The organism is Bacteroides sp. MSK.20.12, from assembly GCF_019052435.1.
In the GTDB taxonomy this organism is placed as follows: Bacteria; Bacteroidota; Bacteroidia; order Bacteroidales; family Bacteroidaceae; genus Bacteroides; species Bacteroides xylanisolvens.
Map to the genome: position 1 here is coordinate 111,527 of NZ_JAHQVH010000012.1, position 19,673 is coordinate 131,199.

Here is a 19,673-nt window from a genome sequence, read left to right on the forward strand (position 1 = left end):
AAACATTAGAAATTCAGGTTGATACCAAAATTTATTACTTTTTGTTGTGGATAGAATTGTCCATTACTATTGTTCGATGATTCAGGATCTACCTTCTTTACGTTATCCCATGTAAAGAGATTGTAGGCATTCGCATATACTCTAAGTGAACGTACTCCGAATTTTTTCAATAGTTTGCGAGGTATAGTGTAACCTAACTGAATGTTTTTCAGACGCAAGTATTTGGAGTCTTTCAACCAATAGTCAGATTTATAATAATTAGGATGCGCGGCAGTAGCTGCCTTAGTGAAACGTGGGTACGTTGCTGTTGCTGCTGTTTCCGGTGTCCATCTTCCGATATGCTCTTCGTAATAATTACCCCAGAAATTATCCCATGCAATATCCTGTTGCAGATAGATGGATGAACGGGCAGCTCCCTGAAGCAATATACTAAAATCAATTCCTTTCCAGTTCAAACCGGCAGCAAGAGAGAAAGTCATTTCAGGGACCGGATTATAGCCGATAGGAGCTTGGTCGTTAGAATCGATCACTCCATCATGATTCAAGTCTTTATATTTAATATCTCCAGGTCGGCTTACTTGTCCGAATTGAACGGGAGAACTTGCTACATCTTCATAAGAGCTAAAGAAACCGTCGGAAATATAGCCGATAAACTGTCCGATAGGATTTCCCGTTTGTGACATATAGGCATAGGGCTTTACAGATTCACTTTTCTCTACAATTTCATTGTGTGCATATCCATAAATCCCTTTTATAGAATATCCAAAATCTCCTTTTTGATCTTGATAGCCTATCTCCAAATCATATCCCTGATTTGTTACGACACCATAGTTTATGGGAGCCAATCCGTTTGAACCGGCTGCTTGAGAATATCTTTCCGGTTCACATAGGATATTACTACGACGTTCTTTAAAAAAGTCGATACTGGCAGATATTTTATCTTTCAACCATTTGGTCTCAAGTCCTAAGTTATATTTCCGTGCAACTTCCCATGTGATATTTTCATTGGCGCTTTTTCCTTGAATCAGACCTTTAATCGCAGGATTATGTGTCTCTCCAAAAGTGTAGCCTAGTCCTTCATCGTATCCTGAACGATAATAGTAAGAGAAACCTCCCAGCTTGTCATTACCAACTTCACCATAAGAGAAGCGTAGTTTAGTAAAACTTAAGATAGGGTTTTCTTTAAAGAAAGGTTCGTTAGTCAGTACCCATCCCACTGATGCTGCAGGAAAGAGCTGATAACGGTGTCCTTCCGCAAAACGGTTTGAGCCGTTATAGCCTGCGTTAACTTCGAATAGATAGCGATTCTCATAATCATAGTTAACACGTCCTACTAAAGCCTGATAGATATGAGGTACATAAGAATAGCGTCCACCGGGAGTGGAAGTGTAACTCATATTATAAAGTACCAATCCAGATATATTATGTCCGGAGAAGGATTGCTTATAACGAACTGCCGCTTCAGCATACTTCCGATGTGTAGCTGCCGTTTTATTGGTGGCTTTTGTTGGCAACACCATTTCAAGTCCTTGTTTATAAGTCCCGTTTACAGGATTATATTGATAGATATTGGGACGCTGCTGTATGCTTCGGTTATTGCTCCAGCCTGCATCGTAAGAGAATTTTCCGTCTATACTTAATCCTTTTAACAGTTTCCTTAGGTTATATTTAAAAGCAAAATCTGTCTCAAGTTTGTTATTGAAATTAAGGAAAAATCCTGAATAGCATAATGTCACGAGTGGATTCTGTCTCCATATACCATCGGCGGCGGCATAAGTCCCATTCGCATTTAAGATTGGGAATGCTTGAGGAGAATTGCGGTAGAACATGCCGAACAGACGCAGTGCTTCCTGTCCGTCAGCATCATAGCCATAGGGGCGGTTCTGACTTCCGAAACGATAAGCAAGATTCACGGATACCTTGAAATCTTCAGTTAGGTTGATATCAATATTCGAACGAGTGGTGAGCCTGCTGTATTTATATTCCGAATTATAACCTTCTTTGTATAAGCCTTTTGCTACATCGGGTGAGGCTGCTAAAAGAGCTTGTATTGTCTCATGTTCTTTAATTTTGTCTACGTCTGTCTCAAACATACCGGTTTGAGTGAAGTATCCCACAGAGACGAAGTAACGTACTGTTTTATTTCCGCCCGATAGGTTTACATTGTATTTCTGTTGGAGACCATTTTTCGTAAACATATCTACAAAGTCATTGTCCGGGTGTGTAAACGGACTTTTCTGGGTACGATATAGATAGTTGTCATATTCTGACAGGAAAAGACCGCGAGTATTACCGGTATCGGAAGGGTCAAAGCCATCATTGATAGCACCCTCACGCATGAATCTTGAAACGGATTCTGAATTTAGGGTTTGGGATATGCGATTGAAGGAAGTAATACCAAATTCAGATGAGAAAGAAATTTGAGTTTCTCCTTCACGACCTCTCCGGGTAGTTACCAATATCACACCATTTGCTCCTCGTACACCGTATACGGCTGTTGCAGAAGCATCCTTTAACACGGAGATAGTTTCAATATCATCAGGGTCGATTTGCGCCATAGGTCGTTCTACCCCGTCAATCAGTACTAAGGGGCTAGAGTCGTTCAATGAAGCACGACCACGAACAAACATCGTAGCCTGATCACCGCCGGGACGTCCGCTCTCTTGTCGGGTTACTAGTCCCGGGATGCGGCCACCTAAAGCGTTTGTGACACTTGATACAGGCATGCTTTTCAAGTCTTCAGTTCCGACATTAGAAATTGAACCGGTCAGAGATACTTTTTTCTGTGTTCCATATCCCACCACAACAACTTCATCTAATTGTGCAATGTCTTCTTCCAAAGTGACATTGATAAAAGGATGATTCTTTTTTATGGCAATAGATTGTTCTATAAAGCCGATCATTGAGATAAGAAGTGTTTGCTCTGCTTCGTTGGACAATGTAAGAGTAAATTTGCCATCCAAACCAGTCACTATTCCATTATTAGTCCCTTTCTGAAGGACAGTAGCGCCAATCATCTCCATTCCTTGGGAATCTTTAACAATTCCGCTAACTTTGGTTTGTGCACAGACATGCCAGATGGAGCTGGTTAAGCATATGAATAATATTATTATCTTTTTCATGTTTTCTATCTATTAAATAGTTTTGATGCCCGTTACCAACCTGGATTCTGTTGGATGGAAGGGCTTTCCTTGATTACTTTCAGAGGAATAGGATGATAATACATGTAATCTTTAAAATTGCGTGCTTCATCTACTGTAATGCGTGTATAATGAAGCCCGGAAGCATTTTCTTCTACTTTCATTCCGATAATAGATTCTCTAAGTTGATTGCCATCCATCCAACGTCGCAAATCGAAGTAACGATGTTCTTCAAAACAGAGTTCGATACGGCGTTCTTGCTTCACTTTTTCCATAAAGTTGTTATCTGTCACCCCATTAAGAAATTTATCATTTGTTCCGAATCCTGCTCTGGTACGTATTTTTTGTACGGCTTCTATTGCTGTCAAACCATAGCCTTCTGGATCCGCATTCATGCCGTAAGCGTGATGCATGGCTTCTGCGTAGGAAAGTAGGATATCAGATAAGCGAATCATAGGGAATAAGTGGAAAACGGTACCCACATTGGCCTGTCCGAAGTTCAGTGTTTTGTCCAGGAATTTAGCTAAATAATATCCCGTATTGGTCGAACGGTTCTTCACTTGGTTGAGTCCGTCTATGGTTGTGTTATCACTAATTCGCGTATAAATGGTATTCTTTCCATAAACCGAACCGTCATATCCGATAATTGCTGTCAAACGCGGGTCTCTGTTAGTATACATGCTTGCACCGTCAGAAGAATGGGTATAATCGCTTCCATCTTTCATGGTGAATGCATCGATCAATTGCTGTGAAGGTACTGTACCTCCTCCCTGATCTTTTGATATTGTAGGGGGATAATGCCTGTTTTCCAGACCATTGTCCTTAGCAGCCGTATAGAATAGGATATATTCCGGATTAGGATTGGCATTGATAAAGATCTTGTCGTACGTTTTAGCAGCAGTAAGAGCTATCAGACTATATTTTTTATTTCCATTCGGAGATATTGTTCCGTCTGCATTTAGATTGATTACATCTGCACAAGCTTTGGCTGCAAGTTTCCAACGTTCCGTCACATCCGAGCCGTCAGTATAGCCTAGTAGTGGATCGTTATTATCCGTTCTGTTGTAGAGTGGGCTTGCGGCATAGAGTAATGTCTTGGCTTTAATAGCAAGTGCCATTCCTTTAGTCATACGGCCATAAGAACCATTCCCACCTTCCGGATCAACTTTCAATACAGCGGCAGCACTCTCACATAACTGTACGATGTGATTGACGCAGTCTTTGAAAGAGTCTCTTGCCTTTGTCTGCAGTTCAGGATCGTCGACTTCGTAAATACGATCGACAATAGGAAAGCCTCCGTAGTGTCTTAACAGGTTAAACTCAAATAAGGCTTGTAAACATTCAGTTTCCGCACAATAGGTATCTTTAAATGCCTGGATGTCTTCTTCTGTCTTATTTTGTAACACCAAGTCAGCCTCACGCAAATACTTGCGGGCAAAAATGGCTTGTTGAATTCCCTTGTATGACTTATTCCAACATTCTTCAATCGGATTTGAAGAAGTGATATACCCACGAGACAATTTATGAATATCCGAATCTATGATTGTGCTTATTCCATCATTGGTGGCTGCATCTAAAAAGGCATTTCCTACGTGGTTGAAGCCTTCGGGAATATATGCATACACCTGATTAATCGGTTTCAGATAGTTCTGTTCATTCGTAAAAATATCATCAGGCTGGGCCCAGTCATAGGGCATGTCATCCAGATAATCACAACCGGAAAATGTTAGTGTTGCGCTTATTGCCAAATAAATTATCGATTTTTTCATGCTATCAGAATTTTAAGGAACAACCTATACTCATGTTTCTCGTCAAAGGAGCTGCCAGTGAAGGAGCTTCAGGATCAACCCATTTATATTTTGTCCAGGTAATCAGATTCGTTCCGCTAAGGAAAAGTCTCAATCCCTTAAGATGGATTTTCTGTATCATTTTTGTAGGAAAGTCATAGGCAACTTCCAGTGTTTTTAATCTTAAGAAATCAGCATCTTTCACATTTAATGTACTTATCTGCCTGTTATTAAGATTGGCATTGTCCAGTGTTGTTAAACGTGGGAATGTTGCATTCTGGTGTTCGGGTGTCCAGTAATCAAGTTGATGTTCAAATATGGTTCCGTTATCTGTGAAAGGATTCATCACAATGTCCGAATATTGATGAGAGACTTTTGCGGCTCCCTGAAATAATGCGGTGATCGAAAATCCTTTGTAGCCGACTCCTAAGTTAATACCATACATGATTCTGGGAATGTCTCCGTAACCGATAGGTACCATATCGTTTACATCAATCTGTCCGTCTTTGTTTATATCTTCATAACGTACATCACCTGGTTGGACATCAGAGAATGTTTGTACAGGAGAGGCTGCTATTTCTTCCCAAGAATTGAAAAAGCCTTTTGCAATGTATCCTCGATTTTCTCCTAAAGGCCGTCCCTGATTCTTCAACCATTCGTATGGCTGATCTACTTCACCGTTTGCAATCAGTTCATTCGTAGAATAAGAGAATGTACCACCTATGAAATAGCTCCAGTCTGCAATATTTGAATTCCACATGGCAGATAAGTCTACTCCATGGCTATTGATTTTGCCTATATTCTGCTTAAATTCCTTTACATTGCCGACAAGAGAACTGATTTTGTTATTTACTACATACATATCATGACGGTTGTCTTTAAAAAATTCTGCTGTAACAGATAACCGGTCTGAAAATAGTCGGGTATCTATTCCGATATTCAGAATTCTAGCTTTCTCCCAAGTCAATCCGGGATTTGGAAGTATATCCTGAATGTATCCTCCAAGCTTTGTTCCCATGTTTACCCCTGTGATATAGACTTCGTTTTGCGGCCACATACGTCCCCTGTAATAAAAGGCATCTACGCCGGATGAGTTGCCGACTTGTCCATAAGATGCTTTTAGCTTCAGGTAGGGCACTATTTTTTTTGCATCTTTCCAGAAAGATTCGTTAGAAACAGTCCATCCGGCAGATATTGTAGGGAAGAAACCGAATTTGTGTCCCGGACCAAATTTGTGAGATCCCTGATAAGCTCCGATAACATCGATGCCATATCTTTTATCATAATTATAGCCGAACCAACCATTTACGCTTTGGAATCGGGTTGGCAATACCATTTCATCATTGCTTTCATATTGTTCATAGAAAGCTAAAGCCGAAACTCCATGTTTTCCAAAGGTACGGTTATAATCTAATTGAGCCACGATACCGGTTCGGCGGAAAGAACTGGTATTATCTACCTTGTTTATCATCGAGTCATCTTCGCGGGTCCGGCGGAGAACATTCTCATTCGTCGCATCCTTTTCGTAATATGCGAAAGTTATTGTACGTCTGATAGAAGAAATTGTGCGTGAATCCATGGATAGAGCAACAGAAGCTTTTAATCCCTCTGTTATGAAGGAAAGATCCTGTGAGAGTTTCGTGCGGAAAGAACCATACAATTGTTTGTCCTGGAAGTAGCCGGAGCGATTTAGCATTGCCCATGGATTTTCACGGAATGCATTTCCTGCTACAATTTTCCCATCTTCTGCATTGATAACATTGCCGTATTGATCTGTATATCCTTGGTCATTGTACCATTCTGGGAAGATTCCTTGCGGTAATGTGACTAGATTTTTATAGATATTTTCGGCTCCGCTGCCAGGGCCATTCTGACTTTGATACCAGCCATACAGATTTACATCCAGTTGGGTAGTGCGAGTTACGGCAAAATCGATATTGGAACGGATATTAAACCGTTCGGCAGAGTGATTGGTATTATAATCATGTGAATCATCTGTATTGAAGTAGCCATTGTTACGAGTATACATTGCATTCACGAAATATGTACTTTTTTCTGTTCCTCCTTGGATATTAAGATTATAGCGTTGGCTCCATCGGATATCCTTTAAATATTTATCAGCCCAATCTACATTGGGATATAAAATGGAATTAGGATCATTCTTAGCATAATTCATTATATCATAGTTCGAATACAAGGGATCCAGATTGTCATTATGGCGGGCTATGTTGTGCTGTCTTGCATAATCGGCTGCGTTTAATGACTTTAATTCTTTAAGTGGTTGTTGAGCTATAATTTGAGCTGTCAATTCAACCTGCGGTTTCCCCTTTGCTCCCTTACGAGTTGTAACCAGAATAGCTCCACTGCCTGCACGCATTCCATATAAGGCTGTTGCTGCAGCATCTTTCAATACGGTAATTGATTCTACTTCGTGTGATGACAAAACAGCAAAATCCCGTTCCTGTCCATCAACCAATACTAATACATCGGGCGAATTACTTCTTTGCCCTCTTATCCAGAATGAATTCTGTTCATTCACTAATCCACCACCTTGCACTTGTCGGGCAAAATAACCAGGTACCAGTCCGGCTAATACTGTCGAAAGATTTGTAACAGGTAGATTGCGTAACTGTTTACCCGAAATGGTGTAGGCTGAACCGTTATAATCTCCCGTAGGGAGTACACGATATCCTAAGTCCAAGGGTACATCTTCTTTGTTTTGGACATTTTGTGCCTGGCTTATAAGAAAACCAGGGAGTAGTCCCACCAACAAAATTTTTCTTAAAAACTTCATACGTATAAATTTTGAGTTAACACCATAGTAGATTGATTGATGATGAGGCCCTCATTTATCACCTTCAGTGTGGTGACGATTGCTGATAGGTGTATGAGAAGCCATTTTATTGTTATCATTTTGAGACATGAGAAACCAATATAGTTCCCCATGTCTCAAGTTTTTAGATTACTTCCATGATTCTACTCGTAAATCATTCACAGGATCGCGACGTAACACTAATTGTTCTTTCACTTTATAGCGTTTGCCTGCCAATTCATAGGTGTAATTCAGGTTGATTTCCGGACAAGGTTTGTCTCCACTGTTGAAGGTGTAAGTCGGACTTTGGGCAATGTAGCTGCCATTTCCTTCAATGATTGTAACTCCTCCTTCTATACCTTCTATTTGAACATTGTAGTCTGAACCAGATTCGCCGTTGTTGTCGATTGTCAACTGGAAACGATTGATGTTGCTTTTTGCTAAGTTTGCTACTCCGGGTCTTAACAATTTATTTTTCGCGAGAGTACTTAGTTCCAATGTATTATTATTTATCAAGTCTTTTTCTTTATACACCACAGTGGTACCTTCTATTGTATTTCCATTATCGTCTACTTCACTTACTTCACCTTGAAGGTAGTAAACTCCGGAAAAGGAACTGACATACTTGATTGCTACAATAGAATAATCCGCTCCCTCGCGAATAGTGTTCATGGAACTTTCTGTAACTTTGAAAGGGAGGGCATAATGTGTAGTCAGACTTAATGGATCTGTATAAAAAGCATCTGTAAACTTGATTTCAACATCTGCTACAGGTAAATTAGATTTCCGCACTTTAAATATCTCCGGATCTTCCAATATGTAATATTCTTCGGGGAGAAGTGTAAGAGGAGTACCCTCTAATAAAGAAGCATCCAAGGTGAATTTAGCCCAATCATTCATGTCAACTTCTCGTTTACCTCCTAATGATACTCCTACATATATAGGCATATCACGGTCTGATATTACTGTACGCAATGGGTTCTGTAAAGCAAAACCAACATTTGTTGTTTCATAATCATGCGTATAATCTTCATAGCAAGACGATAAACAAGTCGTCAAAGCGAGCAATATTATTTTTGCAATTTTCATAATCGTATATAATATTAGTTATTATTCCACCCCATATTATTTTTGAGGTTTGGGTTCTTTAATAATTCGTCGTTAGGTAACGGCAAATAGTAATAGCGAAGTGCATCCAACGGACGTTGTTCTATTTCTTTTATTTCATAAGAAAGACCGTTATCTGTTTTTGTCACTTGTATTCCTTCAATAGTGGTATCTAGGGGAAGTAAACAGCGGCGTAAATCCCAAAAACGGTGATCTTCGAAAGCAAATTCTATGCGACGTTCATTTTGGATTAATTTCCGGAATGCGTCTTTACCTTCAGAAGCTACTTCTGACAAATAGGTAGCATCTGTGATACCACCTGATTTCTCACGTATGATTTTTAAGACATCATAAGCACTATATTTACAGTCGTCACCTTTACCTTCAGGTCCCCATGCTTCATTAGCGGCTTCTGCATAATTCAGCCAAACTTCTGTTTTACGTAATAATGGGTTAAAGTGCCGAGAATTCAATGTTTGAATTGGGTCCAGCATATTTTTTTGTGTAGTAGACAAGAACTTAGATAAATAATATCCCGAACGACTGGCATAAATGTGAAAACTCTCTGAATCTTTTCCACCTTCAGATACATCAATGTTTGAGTTATAAGCTCCAAACTTTTTTCCTTGATAATATAGATTCATATTGAATCGGTTATCTCTAGCTATCAGATACGGATCTTGCTCGTCATATAATGAACGTGAATCTGTTATTGGATAACCATTTTTGGCAGGAAAGGCGGCAGCTAAATTATGGGAAGGAATTGTTTGTGCATTTCCCAAATAAAAAGGAGGATAGTGTCGGCTTTCCATACCATGTACAAGTCCCATGTAGGTGCGGAAAATAAAATCGGCCGGGGTATCACTGCCAGCGTCAGCCAAATCTTTAGCAGCCATCGCTGTAAAGGTATAGTTTATCCCTGCGTTTTTGAGCACTTCATTGGCAAAAAGAGCAGCACGTTCCCAACCAGCTTGATAAGTAGCTTCATTCAATACAGTAAAATTACCCATGCCATTTATTTGAATTACATCCTTGTCTTGATAAGCCGGACTTGCTGCATAGAGCAAAGTTCTTGCTTTAAGAGCATTTGCCGCTAATCCGCAAGCTCTACCAATTTTAGATTTTCCGACAACTACATCATCTCCTGTGTAAGTTACAGGCAAACGTCTGGCAGCTTCTTCACAGTCGGAAACAATCTGGCTGACGCAATCTTTATATGAGTCACGTTTAAACAGGCTCGGCTTCGCAGATTCCTTATCACCAATGAAATGGTTGGTGATCGTATATCCCAATGCTTCTCCTTCGTCTGTTCGTCCTCCATAAGTTTGTAACAATTTGAAGCTGCACCATGCTCTTAAAAAATAGGCTTCGCCAAGTAAACGAGTCTTTATTGCCTGATCAGTTTCTTTACTTACACGATTGTATATTACATCATCTGTAACTCCTTTTTCCATGAATAGATTGATGCTTTGTATCTTATCATACATAGTGTCCCAATTTCCAAGTGGATTTGTTGATCGGCTGAATGCTCCCATGCTAGCCCGGTATACACTCGAACCATAATTTCGGGTTAGTGCATTGTCTGTTGCAGCATCTAAGAAATTATCATCATAATGATCCGGAACAACCATTAAATCTGCATATACTTGCGTCAAAACGGCTTGTGCCATATCGGGATTAGTCCATACGGTCTCACTGGACCATTCATTTGTTAATTTAGGATCAAGCAGATCTTCACAAGAAACAATACTTCCCCAAACACAGGCTAACAGTATTAATTTGCTTATTTTCATATTTGCATATTTTTTAAGTTTAGAAAGAGACGGATAAACCGCCGGTTACAGTCATATAGGCCGGATAATTTGTGATTCCGGCATTTAATCTTTCCGGGTCCAGATCCTTTATTTTAGAGAAGGTAAGCAAATTTGTACCACGTACGAATAGTTTACATTTGTTTGCAAAGAATCTACCTGCCTTATTTTCAAATGTATAACTAAGTTCTACATTTTTCAAACGGAAAAATGAGCCATTCTCTGTCCAGAAACTGGAATCACGAAAGTTGTTGCTTTTTGTCGTTGTTGTTAATCGGGGCATTGTACCTGAAGGATTATTAACCTCATGGTAGCGATTTAATGCTAATTCAGAGTATCCATTCAGACCATTATTCCAATAATAAGCGTTTGTACATAATTGAGTAATACCTGTATGAAGAGTTCCTAACATATAAAGTCCAAACCCTTTGTATTTGAGGTCTACATTGATTCCCCAAGTAGTTACAGGAAAACTTTGCCCTAGGCTCATACGGTCATTATCATCTACAATCCCATTGTTGTTTAAGTCAGCGTATGCAATATCACCGTTTTGATATATACCGTATGATTGTAATGAGTGACCTTCTAATGGAATGTCTTTTCCAAATAATCCTAGTGCCTGTAAACCAAAAATAGTACTAGTAGGCCGTCCAATGGCTTTACGATAGCTTTCCACTCCTTCTATTTCATTCCATTTATCTAATTTATTTTTTGAATAAGTCATATTGGCTCCGACTGTGTATAAAAAGTCTCGTCCGATATTCCCTTTCCAGTTGATTGCAATATCTATACCTTGATTAGTCACTTGGCCGATATTTTCATACATGGTATAATTCCCTGCTGTAGCGGCATATTGGGCGTTATTCACTCCGATGATGTCTTTTCTACATTCATGGAAATAATTGAGTTCTGTGCTTAGGCGATTATTAAAGAATAATCCTTCGATACCAATATTAAACTCTTGAGAGTATTCCCATGTTAAATCAGGATTTCCCCAGCGAGCTAAACTAACTTTATGATCTGTTTGATCCTGGAAGAAGTTATAGTTACCATTATTATTCCAACCAGTTTGATACAAGAAGAATCCAGTATTACCTGTATAGCCTAATACACCGAAACTTGCTTTTAGCTTCAGGAAGTTAACAGCTTTTGCTTCTTTCATGAAACTTTCGTTAGAAATTATCCATGAAGCTCCTACAGCCGGAGAAAAGAAAAAACGATCGTTTTTATCAAATTTGTTGGACCCCATACCAGCCAGAGTTAGCTCGGCTAGATAGCGTTTGTCATAACTATAGTTTAAACGCAGAGAGATGTTGGCATCTTTAAAATCTTGTGTCATTCCTGTCATCTCATTCTTTGTATACCGGAATGCGCCAATTGCTGAAAAGTCATGCACTCCTAATGTGCGTTCATATCCTATATCTGCACGCATACCAAAATAGCGGTAGGTATTATTGGAGGCTATCTTTTGCGTTTTGGGCAAATCCAGCTTTTTCATCTGTGTATATCGGGTGATAGTTTCACCGTCTAAATCACTATAAGTGTCAATGGCATAAGTTGGATAAGTATTCCTTAATTCTTGACGTAAGTAACTATAATTGTCAAAAGTTACATAAGCATTAAATGTCAATCCCTTAACGTATTTATTGAAGTCAAAATTTGCTCCAAGGTTTGTCTGGCTATTTACATACCTTTCGGAGGTGTCACCTCCATAAACCATATCTGCATATAAATTGTCTACTATCCGTGTGCTGGCTCCGAAGAATGGCGTGCCATCTTCATTGGGGGTAAACTGTCCCGATAATGTTTCATTAGGAATAATGAAAGGGTACTCATTGGGACGATTAGAAGATAATGTACTGAATATGCCTGCACCATCTTTTGCTCCCCAGTTTTTCAGTTCCACACGAGCTGCAACATCTGCTGTTACTGTAAGAAAATCGGTGATTTTAATATCCAGATTACCACGTGCATTCATACGGTGTAAAGCCGAACGTTCTCCAACTTTTTCTAATCCGGAACCACCAGTATATCCACCAACTAATGCGTATTTCACACCTTCATTACCTCCATTAAACCCAATTGTACCTTTCCGGTAGATATTTTGGTTTAATAAGAACTCATTGTAATAATCAACATTTGGATACAATACATCATTGACTCCACTACTATTTCTGTATCCTTCTAATTGCGTGTCAGTATAATAAGGATTCATCCCATCGTTTATACGAGCTTCATTAAACAATTTTGAATAGTTGTAGGAATCCAGATACTTAGGTACACGTGTAGAGGGCTGTATACCGTATTCTACCCCGACACGAACAATTCGTTTATGAGCTTCTCCTCTTTTAGTACGTACCAAGACCACTCCGTTTGTGGCAGCTGCTCCATACAGGATTTTGGCTGTAGCATCTTTTAAAACTTCGATGGATTCTATTTCTTCCGGTAAAATATCATCTATCGGGCGTTCTATTCCGTCAATAATAACCAAGGCCGTATTTGTTCCATTATTGTGTTGTCCACGTACATATAATGTTGATGTGTTATAGCCCAAGCCGCCATCACCGGAAATAGCAATTAGTCCGGCAGCCTGTCCTTGTAAGGCATTGGATAATTGTAAATCAGGGTATTTTAATACATTTTCCATAGATAACTTGGATACTGTACCTACCAGGTCCCGCTGATACGTTTTTCCACCGTCTGCACGTTCGTGTATGTCTCTTTCTGAAGCATATAGATCTTCATTTTGTAATTTGATGACAGTGGGTTGTTCTTTTGCGAGGTTTATTACAACATCTTTATAACCGAACGCTTCAATTAATAAGGTTCCATCAGCTTTTGTTTTGAGTGCAAATTTTCCATTTGCATCTGTATAGTTTATAATAGAACCTTCACCGCTCAATACTGTTACTCCGCTTAGCGGTTTACCTGTGTTGTCTGTCACCAGCCCTTTCACTTCAATAAGGGCTGTTTTTTTCTTTTTAGGTTTATCCTGTGCTTCTAGCGAAGTGGCTATGCCGGATAATATAGCAGTGACAAACAGAATAAATATGAATTTATTATATCTTTTCATTTGATTAAGCCATTTTAATTACCAATATGGGTTTTGTTGCAAATTATTCAATGCGTCTACGTCATGTTGAGGCAAAGGATACCAGTAATTCTTCTTTGTAAAAGAACGCACTTCCGGAGTTATATCGATTTGTTCATAATCATAAGTCAATGTAGACTTGTCCGTGATACTTCCATGATTAGATTCTCGTGGTGTGAATAATGCTCCCTTAATAGGATAAGTATCCTTGAATGTTTCTTCTAAGATCATCCAACGGCGGATATCCCACCAACGATGATTTTCAAACATTAATTCTACGGCACGCTCACGGCGATAAGCTGCACGGAATTTATCAGGATCGGCTACAATATCTGATGGCAGATCTGTTAAGCCAATTCGTCTGCGAAGAATATTAATAGCTTCTGCAGCTGATATAGGACATCCCTCAATAGTTGCCGTAGCACTTCCGCAACCCTCGAATAGCGCTTCTGCATAATCTAAATAAATTTGCGAAGCACGGATATATATGGTGAGGAAGCGATAGTCCCACCAACAGTTCGGATTGTTTTTTTCAAGATACTGATTACATTCCGGCCACATGAACTTTTTACACATAAATCCTGTGAACATTCGTTTGTTGCAGTCTTTTTGAGTTAACATGTGTTGATAGGCTGCTCCTCCTTTGTAGGTTGTAATGTAATAGGTACGTCCATCAGCGTAATGTCCCCAAGTAGTTCCAGGTAAAAGTATGTTGTTGTAGAAACGGGGATCACGATCCTCAAATGGTTTATGGTCATAGTCAAGTGCATAGCCGCTTCGTGGGTCATCAATCGGGTAATAAATACCGTCTGCTCCCTTCTTGTCAAACATGTTGACGATATTCAAACTTGGGCAGCACATGGAATTTCCATCTGGTCCCGAACCGAATGCAAGATCCTCATATTGCCAGAATGTGCGGATAGTGCGTTTTTGGTTTTGATTAGCAGCGTTAGGAAATTGTCGCTTGACCCAAATGTATTCCGGTTGATGTACAGGTGGATATTTAAAATAGAAAACATTCGTATATTCTTCTTTACTAGCCAAACCATAGGGATAAGGGGCAGACTTGCTTCCATCCATATAACGTATTACTTCATAAGCTGATTTTGCTGCGGATTTTGCGCGTTCCGTGTCATAGCCTTTGTTTTCTGTAGAATTTAAATCATTCTGCATCAATGGACTTGCATCAAACAACTGTGCCCATTCTTTAAGTGCCATTGCTGCAATTTTTGTGGGTCTTCCATAGTTTGGATCATCCCAACTGTCAGGTAACATGTAGATTGCTTTTTGTATATCTTCCATCATCCAGTCGTGTGATTCATGGTAGGTCATACGGGGAATGTCATCATCTCCACCTTCAAACACCTTGTCAATAATAGGCATCCCCCCATATCTTTTGATTATCTGAAAGTAGAACCAAGAACGATAGAAATAAGCTTGTCCCAGAATCTCATTTTTTTGTTCAGGTGTTAAAGGAGCCTTATCGATATCATTAATAATGCGGTTATTGATACGCAACGCCTTATATGACCGAGATATAGCTGTACTTCCAGCATTACCGATTTCGAAAGTCTTATTTGACTTGGCATTACTTAACCAGTTTCCGGAATGTAAAGTAAAAACAGCAGATGAATTATCTGTGGTTGCCATCTCGTCTGCAAAGAGACCGACAAATGCGCGTCCATTTTCCCAATTATCCATCACCATAACATTTTCCAATTGGTTGAAAGATTGATCTAAGAAACCTCGTAAGGAATAGTAATCCCTAAAGATATCATCTTCTGTCAATCCTACATCTTCCCTTTTATCTAAGAAGTCTTCACAGCTTGTCATCCCGCCAAGAATGAAAACTGAACAGATATATAATAATACTTTTCTCATCTTTATTTCTTTTGAATATGGTTAAAATGAAACTCTTAGTCCTAAAGTGTAAGTACGGACAATCGGATAGCTGCCTACACCTCCTGTTTCAGGGTCCACACGTTTGTCCCCTTTCCAGAAGGTTAGTAAATTATTCCCGTTCATGTAAACCTGAAGATTAGAGATATGTGCTTCACTCAACCATTTTTTAGGGAATGTATATCCTATCTCCATGTTCTTTAATCGTATATACGAATAGTCGGAATAGCGATAAGTACTTTCCACTTTGTTGTATGTATTGTTCAAGTGTGTAGCAGGTCGCATAACACCCGATGAGTTAGCTGTTTCCGGCGTCCATCGTTCCATGGATTTTGGTTGAACACGTATGTTTGAAGCTGGAAAATCCCACAAATATTGATCGAACTGTAACTTATATATATTGCGCGGTGAATAGAGCATTGCGCTGAAGTTAAGTCCTTTCCAATTGAACCCGAAAGAAAATCCGATAGTAGTCAATGGGTAATTTAATTCGTCTACAACTACCTTGTCGTTTGAGTTGATTATTCCGTCTCCATTGAAGTCTATATAGATAAGGTCTCCCGGAATTACTTGCGATGCTGTAGTACCATTTATAGCTGTTTGTGCGTAATTGAACACATCGTCTATCGAACCATAATTACCGATCGCAATAAAACGGTTTTGATAATCAATCGGTTTACCTGCAGCTTTCAAGTGCTCATCCGCATTTCTAGGATCATCTTTATAGACAATCCGGTTTTCGCTGGCTGCAAAAGTTAAAGCTCCCCAGTAATTAAAATTACGTCCGATTTTGTCATTCCAGCGTAACTCTAATTCTAAACCATGATTTTTCGTTTCTCCTCGGTTGATAGCGTTAAAAGTAGCTCCTACAATAGAAGATGTGGTTTGTGGAGTCATTAGAATATCTTTACGATTCTCTTTAAATAAATCCAAAGTTAAATCTAACTTATTCCATAAACCAATTTCTATTCCAAAGTTATGTTTTGTCGCTTTTTCCCAAGTTGAAGTCAAGTTAGCAATATCTCCTTCTGTATAGAGCGGGCTATGTGTGACTCCTTGTGTATTTCCTAATTCAATACTTCCTAAAGAATTAAATAATTGGATGTAATTCCAACGTGCAGCAGCTGCATCACTACCGACTTTTCCGTATGAATATCTAAATTTTAGGTTAGTCAGCACATCTCCAACATGTTTCTTTATAAAAGGTTCTTCTGAAGCACGCCATCCTAAAGAATAGGAAGGGAACAGGCCGAAGCGTTGCCCTCGGGCAAATTTTTCCGAACCTGTATAAGAGATATTCATCTCTGCCAAATAACGTTCTTTCCAGTTATAAGTAACACGTCCCACCCATTCTTCACGATAACTTGGGAATTTGATAACTTTATCATCTTTTGAATCAGATACTTGACGGTTCATCAGCGCTAATGCTGTTACATTATGACTCCCGAATGAACGCTTATATTCCACAGAGAATTCGTAATATAACTTACGATTATAACCATCCAAATTATCATAAGAAACGTTGGGAGGGAGTTCAATATCCTCATCATTTGGCCATCGTTTTTCCAAAATCATGGGGTAAGTGAGGGAACCATCTGCATTGACTGTCGGATTAGAATAATCATATTCGCGATGGTATTTAATAATACTGTTTCTGGATTCAAAATCATTGTTACCCCAAATTTCACCAGTCTTTATACTAGAACGAGTAGTGGAAGCAGAGGTGTATGAAACTTTAGCGGCAGCTTTTAGTCCTTTAGTTAGAAAGTCCAGTTTTTGTTCCAAACGAACATCATACCATCCCTGAAAGGTTTTATACAGTTGTGATCCATTTGTATTCATATTACAAACAGGATTATAGCCGGCAGTAGATCCATCTCCCCAATAGCCATCACTATACTTTATCGGAAAGGAATTGGTTGGTGCCGCAATGATTCGAGTGTACACATCATCAGCAAAGTTGTCATTGCGATAACCCATTTTTCCAGCAATATTTACTGATAAGGAAGTTGTTTTAGTTAAATTAAAATCTAAATTTGAACGCCAGTTATAACGGCGATAGTAGTTCCTTGGATCAAAATTCTCCTGTTTCTGTAAATCATAAATATCACCGTCATTTTGATAACCGATGGAGGCGAAGTAACGCATGAAATTGGTTCCTCCGCTGATATTCACATTATATTGTTGGGAAAAACCTGGTTTAACCAACTCATCCCACCAATCTACTTGTGGAAAGACATCATTATAAGGGCCGTAGTTGCCTGTATCAAAAGCATTTGACCAAGCATTGATGACAGATTGTTTAATTTGTTGATTCCAGTTGTTGTCATTAGCTACAGCTTCATTATACATTTTCATAGATGTAACATAATCTGCCCATTCCATATTTGCAGTAGTCTGTTTAATACCAAAGCTTGTAGAAAAATTGATGTTTGGTTTCTTATCTTGTCCGCGTTTGGTTGTTAACAATATTACACCATTTGCACCTCGAACCCCATATACAGCTGTAGCAGAAGCGTCTTTTAGAATAGATATAGACTCGATTTCATTCATGTCAACATCGTTCATATCCCTTTCTATACCATCCACTAATACTAAAGGGTCAGAGTTTTGCCAGGAAGCCTTACCACGAATGTACATTTTGGTATCACTTGCTCCAGGCTTGCCTGACGTATTGATAGCTACCAAACCATTTAGTTTGCCTTGTAAAGCTTCTGATACAGAAGTAATATTACCTCCTTTCAACAATTCTTCTCCTTTAGTTTGGGTAATGGCGCCTACACTTGATACCTTTTTCTGAATACCATAACCTACTACCACTACTTCTTCTAGTTGTTTGCTGTCTTCTTCCAGAGAAATGATAGGCTCTTTTTTCAGATCATCCACTTTGATTTTCTTTTCTTGATAGCCGATATAAGAGATTTTGAGTACAGCATTAGCAGCTACAGATAGCGTAAACCGACCATCTATGTCAGAAATGGTACCATTCGAAGTGCCTTCAACAGTAATATTTACTCCTATTAAAGGTTCATTACTTTTTGCATCTACAATTTGTCCTTTAATGCTATGATTCTGCCCCCAAAGTAGAGGAGGAGAGAGTAGCAGAGCTAGAAAGAGTAGACACATCCACTTAAATTCCAAGTTTTGATGTTTCATAGTAATAACGTTAAAAAGTTGTGTGTATAAAAAACATTCTTATTTCTTTTTTTCTGTTTTGGGTAAGGTTCTACTATACAGCGTTTAGCCCATATTTTGTAAGCCTTTGTCATTTCAACTACTTTTTGCCTATAGCATTATTGTTCATCAATAATGCTATAGGCAAAATGAGATAATTTGATTTTATAGTAATATTCTTTAAAGATCTCATATGTATAAATTTGAAGTAAACGTCGTGCTAACTTTATTGATTATTCTGAATTTTATCCATTAATACCTTCATCCAGTATCCTCCGATCACCGAACGGGCTCTGAAGCCTACCCATCTACCGCTGTCTGTATGGTGCCAGTCGCTGATAGGTACACGAGAGACTGTTTCATTGATATATTTATAGACAGGATCAGAGAATTTTTGGAAAGTTTCCTTATCTGATGACATAGCTGCTGTCCACATGATCCAGTCGGATTTTGTGTATTCTTTACGAGAGTCCAGAGGAAGCCCGTAAGGATTCTGCTTTGTCAAGTAATAGTTTATTTCTTTTCCGATTACATTATTAGGAAATAAATTCAGATTCCACAACTTATCCCAAACCATATTGTATTTTTGGCTCCAAGTATCTTTACGGTCAAAAGCCAGGCGATAATGACTACCTTCATTTGCCATTTCTTCCCATTTCACCGCCATTTTCTTGGCTATAGCCGCATATTTGTCTGCTACATCATTTAATCCGAGCATCCGAGCCATTTCGCTGTATCCGGCCACTCCCATGATCGCCTTCACGGAAAGATTGGCATTATGAGCCCAATGTCCGGCGAAGTCATCCGTGCAAAGTTGGTTTTCCGGGTCCTGTCCAGACTAAGTTTTTTTTA

At 39.0% G+C, this 19,673-nt stretch carries 8 protein-coding genes and 1 pseudogene; all 9 read right to left on the reverse strand.

Annotated features, from left to right (window positions below; all coding sequences use genetic code 11):
• Nucleotides 1–5 precede the first annotated feature (5 nt).
• Nucleotides 6–3,122 (reverse strand): TonB-dependent receptor, encoded by a 3,117-nt coding sequence (locus tag KTR06_RS08795; RefSeq protein WP_217290222.1) that lies wholly within the window; start codon nt 3,120–3,122, stop codon nt 6–8.
• A gap of 32 nt (nt 3,123–3,154) precedes the next feature.
• Nucleotides 3,155–4,909 carry a RagB/SusD family nutrient uptake outer membrane protein gene (locus KTR06_RS08800; protein ID WP_217290223.1) on the reverse strand — a complete coding sequence of 585 codons (1,755 nt, stop codon included), beginning with the start codon at nt 4,907–4,909 and terminating at the stop codon, nt 3,155–3,157.
• Nucleotides 4,910–4,913: 4 nt separating this feature from the next.
• Nucleotides 4,914–7,721, reverse strand: a complete 2,808-nt coding sequence (locus tag KTR06_RS08805) for a TonB-dependent receptor (RefSeq protein WP_217290224.1) — start codon at nt 7,719–7,721, stop codon at nt 4,914–4,916.
• A 168-nt stretch (nt 7,722–7,889) separates the two neighbouring features.
• Entirely contained in the window at nt 7,890–8,828 is a 939-nt protein-coding gene (locus tag KTR06_RS08810) for a DUF1735 domain-containing protein (protein ID WP_049701660.1), read from the reverse strand.
• A 14-nt stretch (nt 8,829–8,842) separates the two neighbouring features.
• On the reverse strand, nt 8,843–10,639 hold the full coding sequence (locus KTR06_RS08815; protein WP_217290225.1) for a RagB/SusD family nutrient uptake outer membrane protein: 1,797 nt from the start codon (nt 10,637–10,639) through the stop codon (nt 8,843–8,845).
• Between the two features lie 19 nt (nt 10,640–10,658).
• Nucleotides 10,659–13,730, reverse strand: coding sequence for a SusC/RagA family TonB-linked outer membrane protein (locus tag KTR06_RS08820; RefSeq protein ID WP_217290226.1), 3,072 nt, complete (start codon nt 13,728–13,730; stop codon nt 10,659–10,661).
• 18 nt (nt 13,731–13,748) lie between these two features.
• Nucleotides 13,749–15,629 (reverse strand): RagB/SusD family nutrient uptake outer membrane protein, encoded by a 1,881-nt coding sequence (locus KTR06_RS08825; RefSeq protein WP_004298172.1) that lies wholly within the window; start codon nt 15,627–15,629, stop codon nt 13,749–13,751.
• Between the two features lie 21 nt (nt 15,630–15,650).
• Nucleotides 15,651–18,803, reverse strand: coding sequence for a TonB-dependent receptor (locus KTR06_RS08830; RefSeq protein WP_117684377.1), 3,153 nt, complete (start codon nt 18,801–18,803; stop codon nt 15,651–15,653).
• Nucleotides 18,804–19,047: 244 nt separating this feature from the next.
• Nucleotides 19,048–19,656: pseudogene (locus KTR06_RS08835) on the reverse strand (glutaminase domain-containing protein); the annotation flags it as partial.
• Nucleotides 19,657–19,673: the final 17 nt, after the last annotated feature.